This is a genomic window from Candidatus Benthicola sp. (assembly GCF_058719085.1).
Genome location: NZ_JBZQEK010000183.1, coordinates 1 through 3185 on the forward strand (window position 1 = coordinate 1; position 3185 = coordinate 3185).

The following is a 3185-nucleotide window of genomic DNA, read 5'->3' on the forward strand; positions in this document are numbered from 1 at the left end:
AGATCCGCTCCAGCCCCACGTCGCGGCGATCGCCCTCCGTATCGGGCTGCAGCAGCCGCTCGAAGGCCTGGATCTGCACGTCGAGGAAGTGGGGAGTCTCCATCGGCGAGTCGAGCTTCGCGAAAGAGACCACCGATCCGTTGTTCTTCGGTTCAGCCAACTTGGTCACCCCTGGTGGTGGACCGGCCGATGGGCCGGCTCATGTACTGCGAGATGAAGGCACAGAACGCCCTGGCACCCGCCGACCCGTTAACGGGCCGCCGGGGCGCTGAGGGCGCCGTGCGAGCGCGAACTGCGTTTGTGCTTGAAGAGCTACGCATCAAGAGCCATCGGTCGAGTTCTGGTGTTGGAACCCGCAGAAGCGGGCCCCGCGTACCCCACTACTTCAACTCGACGGTGGCTCCCTGCTCCTCCAGCTTCGCCTTGATGGACTCGGCCTCCTCCTTGGAGACGCCTTCCTTCACGGGCTTCGGAGCGTTGTCCACCAGCTCCTTGGCCTCCTTCAGGCCGAGCGACGTAACTTCGCGCACGGCCTTGATGACCTGGATCTTCTTGTCGCCGATCCCGGCCAGGATCACGTCGAACTCCGTCTGCTCCTCGGCCGCGGCGCCCGGAGCGGCTGCACCGCCCGCCGCCACCGCCACCGGCGCGGCCGCCGTGACGCCGAACTTTTCCTCCATCTTGTCCTTCAGCTCGGCGGCCTCCAGGACCGTCAGCGAGCCGATCGCGTCGAGAAGCTCGTCAACCTTGCTCATCTTTCCGTGTACTCCCTGCCACTGTGTTCACCATGTAGGGGCCGGTCCCGATGGCAGCGGACCGTGCGCTCCCCGTGGGGATTCGGGACCCGTCCCTATTCTTCCCCCTGCTTCGCAACCTCTCCGACCATGTAGGCGATGTCGCGGATGAGCGAATTGAGCGCTCCCGCGATGCCCGCGACGCCGGCGGTCAGGCCTCCGGCGATCGACCCGAGCAACTGGTCCCTCGGGGGGAGGTCCGCCAGCTTCGAGACTTCCTCCCTCGACACGATGCGGGTCTCGACGACGCCGATCTTCACCGCCGGCCGCTCTTCGTTCCCCTTCGCGAACTCATGCACCACCTTGGCGGGACCCACCGGATCCGTGCCTCCGAACACGAAGGCCGTCGGACCCTGCAGATACTCCTTCAGGTCCGGCATGTCCGTGCCCTCGAGGGCGCGGATCGCGAGGGTGTTCTTCACCACCCGGTACTCGGCACCGGCCTCGCGGAGCTGCCGGCGCAGATCGCCGATCGCCTCCACGCTCAGGCCCGTGAAGTCCGTGAGGTAGACGACGCCCGCGGAGTCGAGCTGTCCTCGCAGCTCCTCGGCGATCGCCTGCTTCTGATCCAGTTTCATTGCCATGGCACTATCCCGACTTGAACCCGCTGCACGCGCGGATCGACGGTTTACCGATACTGGTTCGGGTCGATGCCGACCCCGGGTCCCATCGTGCTCGAGACCGTGATGCTCCGGATGTAAATGCCCTTCGCGGCCGCCGGTCGGTTCCGCTTGATGGACTCCATGAGCGAGTCGAAGTTCCGGGCCAGCGCGTCGACCTCGAAGCTCACCTTGCCGATCGGCGCGTGTACGATGCCCGTCTTGTCCACCCGGTACTCGATCCGACCGGCCTTGGACTCCTCCACCACCCGGGCCACGTCCATCGTGACGGTGCCCGCCTTCGGCGTCGGCATCAGGCCGCGCGGGCCCAGGATCCGTCCCAGCTTCCCGACGTCCTTCATCATGTCGGGCGTGGCGATGGCGACATCGAAGTCGAGCCAGCCGCCCTGGATCTTCTCCACGAATTCGGTGCCGACGTAGTCCGCACCGGCCTCTTCGGCCTCCCGCGCCTTGTCGCCCTCGGCGATCACCAGGACGCGAACGTCCCGACCGGTCCCGGCCGGCAATACCACCGTGCCGCGCACGACCTGGTCCGCGTGACGGGGATCCACTCCGAGCCGCACTGCCACGTCCACCGTCTCATCGAACTTGGCGAACGACATCTCCTTGACCGCCGTGAACGCCTCTCGCGGGCTCCACACCTCGTTGAGGTCGACGGTCTCGGTCGCCGCCCGATATCCCTTCCCTCGTCTGGCCATCAGTCCGCCACCTCGATTCCCATGGAGCGGGCCGTGCCGGCGATCATGCGGGCTCCCGCCTCCTCATCGTTCGCGTTCAGATCTTCCATCTTGATGCGCGCGATCTTGACCAGCTGCTCGTGCGTGACCTTGGCCACCTTCTCCCGGTTCGGCTCCGCCGACCCGGACTCGAGGCCCAGTTCCTTCTTCAGGAGGACCGCGGCGGGCGGTGTCTTCGTGATGAAGGTGAAGCTCCGATCCTGGTAGATCGTGATCACGACCGGGATGATCATGCCCGGCTGGTTCGACGTCTTGGCGTTGAACTGCTTGCAGAAGTCCATGATGTTCGCGCCGTGCTGACCGAGAGCCGGGCCCACGGGGGGGGCCGGCGTCGCCTGTCCGGCGGGAATCTGCAACTTGACCAGCGCCATGATCTTCTTTTTCGGTGCCGCCATGATATCCCTGCTCAGAATCCCTTAAGCTGCGTGTAGTCCAGCTCCACGCTGGTCGGCCGACCGAAGAGGCTCACCTGGACGCGGACCTTGCCCTTGTCCGGAATGACCTCTTCCACCGTGCCGCTGAAGTCGCTGAACGGCCCCTCCGTCACCTCCACGACCTGCCCGGTGTGGAAGGGGATCTCCTCCTTCGGCCCCTCTTCCTCGACCTCTTCGGCCACGCCGAGGATCTTGTTGATCTCGTCCGGCCGGAGCGGCTGAGGCTGCGTGCCGCCGCCGAGGAACTTGATCACGCTCTGCACGCTGTTCACCAGGAACATCGTCTCCTGGTTGAGCACCATGTTCACGAGCACGTACCCCGGGTACAGCCGCTTCGTGGAGCGGACCTTCTTTCCGCCCTTGATCTCCACCACCTCGCGGGTGGGGACGATCACTTCCCGGATCACCTTCTCTTCGGGCTCGCCCGGGAGCTCCTCGATCTTCCGCTCGAGCAGCGTCTTGACCTTGTTCTCGTGGCCCGAATAGGTCTGGATCGCGTACCAGCGGGCCGCCTGTCCGGTCTCCGCCACGTCTTCAGCCACTGAGCACCCCTACGAACGTGCGGACGAACCAGGAGAACACCGTGTCCATCAGGCCGAT

The 3185-nt window shown here is 65.5% G+C and carries 5 protein-coding genes; all 5 read right to left on the bottom strand.

Annotated elements, in window-relative coordinates; genetic code table 11:
• Positions 1-380: 380 nt before the first annotated feature.
• Positions 381-755, bottom strand: coding sequence for a 50S ribosomal protein L7/L12 (gene rplL, locus AC36XV_RS12965; RefSeq protein WP_492204108.1), 375 nt, complete (start codon positions 753-755; stop codon positions 381-383).
• Between the two features lie 95 nt (positions 756-850).
• A complete protein-coding gene (rplJ, locus tag AC36XV_RS12970; RefSeq protein ID WP_492204109.1) occupies positions 851-1378 on the bottom strand; it encodes a 50S ribosomal protein L10 in 528 nt (175 codons plus the stop codon).
• Positions 1379-1422: 44 nt separating this feature from the next.
• On the bottom strand, positions 1423-2112 hold the full coding sequence (gene rplA / locus AC36XV_RS12975; protein ID WP_492204110.1) for a 50S ribosomal protein L1: 690 nt from the start codon (positions 2110-2112) through the stop codon (positions 1423-1425).
• Positions 2112-2546 (bottom strand): 50S ribosomal protein L11, encoded by a 435-nt coding sequence (rplK, locus tag AC36XV_RS12980; RefSeq protein ID WP_492204111.1) that lies wholly within the window; start codon positions 2544-2546, stop codon positions 2112-2114. Before rplK ends, rplA begins: the two co-directional genes overlap by 1 nt.
• Positions 2547-2557: 11 nt before the next feature.
• Positions 2558-3127, bottom strand: a complete 570-nt coding sequence (gene nusG / locus AC36XV_RS12985; RefSeq protein WP_492204112.1) for a transcription termination/antitermination protein NusG — start codon at positions 3125-3127, stop codon at positions 2558-2560.
• Positions 3128-3185: the final 58 nt, after the last annotated feature.

Coding starts and splice junctions, on each gene's coding strand:
- rplL (WP_492204108.1), bottom strand. CDS start 755: ATGAGCAAGGTTGACGAGCTTCTCGACGCGATCGGCTCGCTGACGGTC.
- rplJ (WP_492204109.1), bottom strand. CDS start 1,378: ATGGCAATGAAACTGGATCAGAAGCAGGCGATCGCCGAGGAGCTGCGA.
- rplA (WP_492204110.1), bottom strand. CDS start 2,112: ATGGCCAGACGAGGGAAGGGATATCGGGCGGCGACCGAGACCGTCGAC.
- rplK (WP_492204111.1), bottom strand. CDS start 2,546: ATGGCGGCACCGAAAAAGAAGATCATGGCGCTGGTCAAGTTGCAGATT.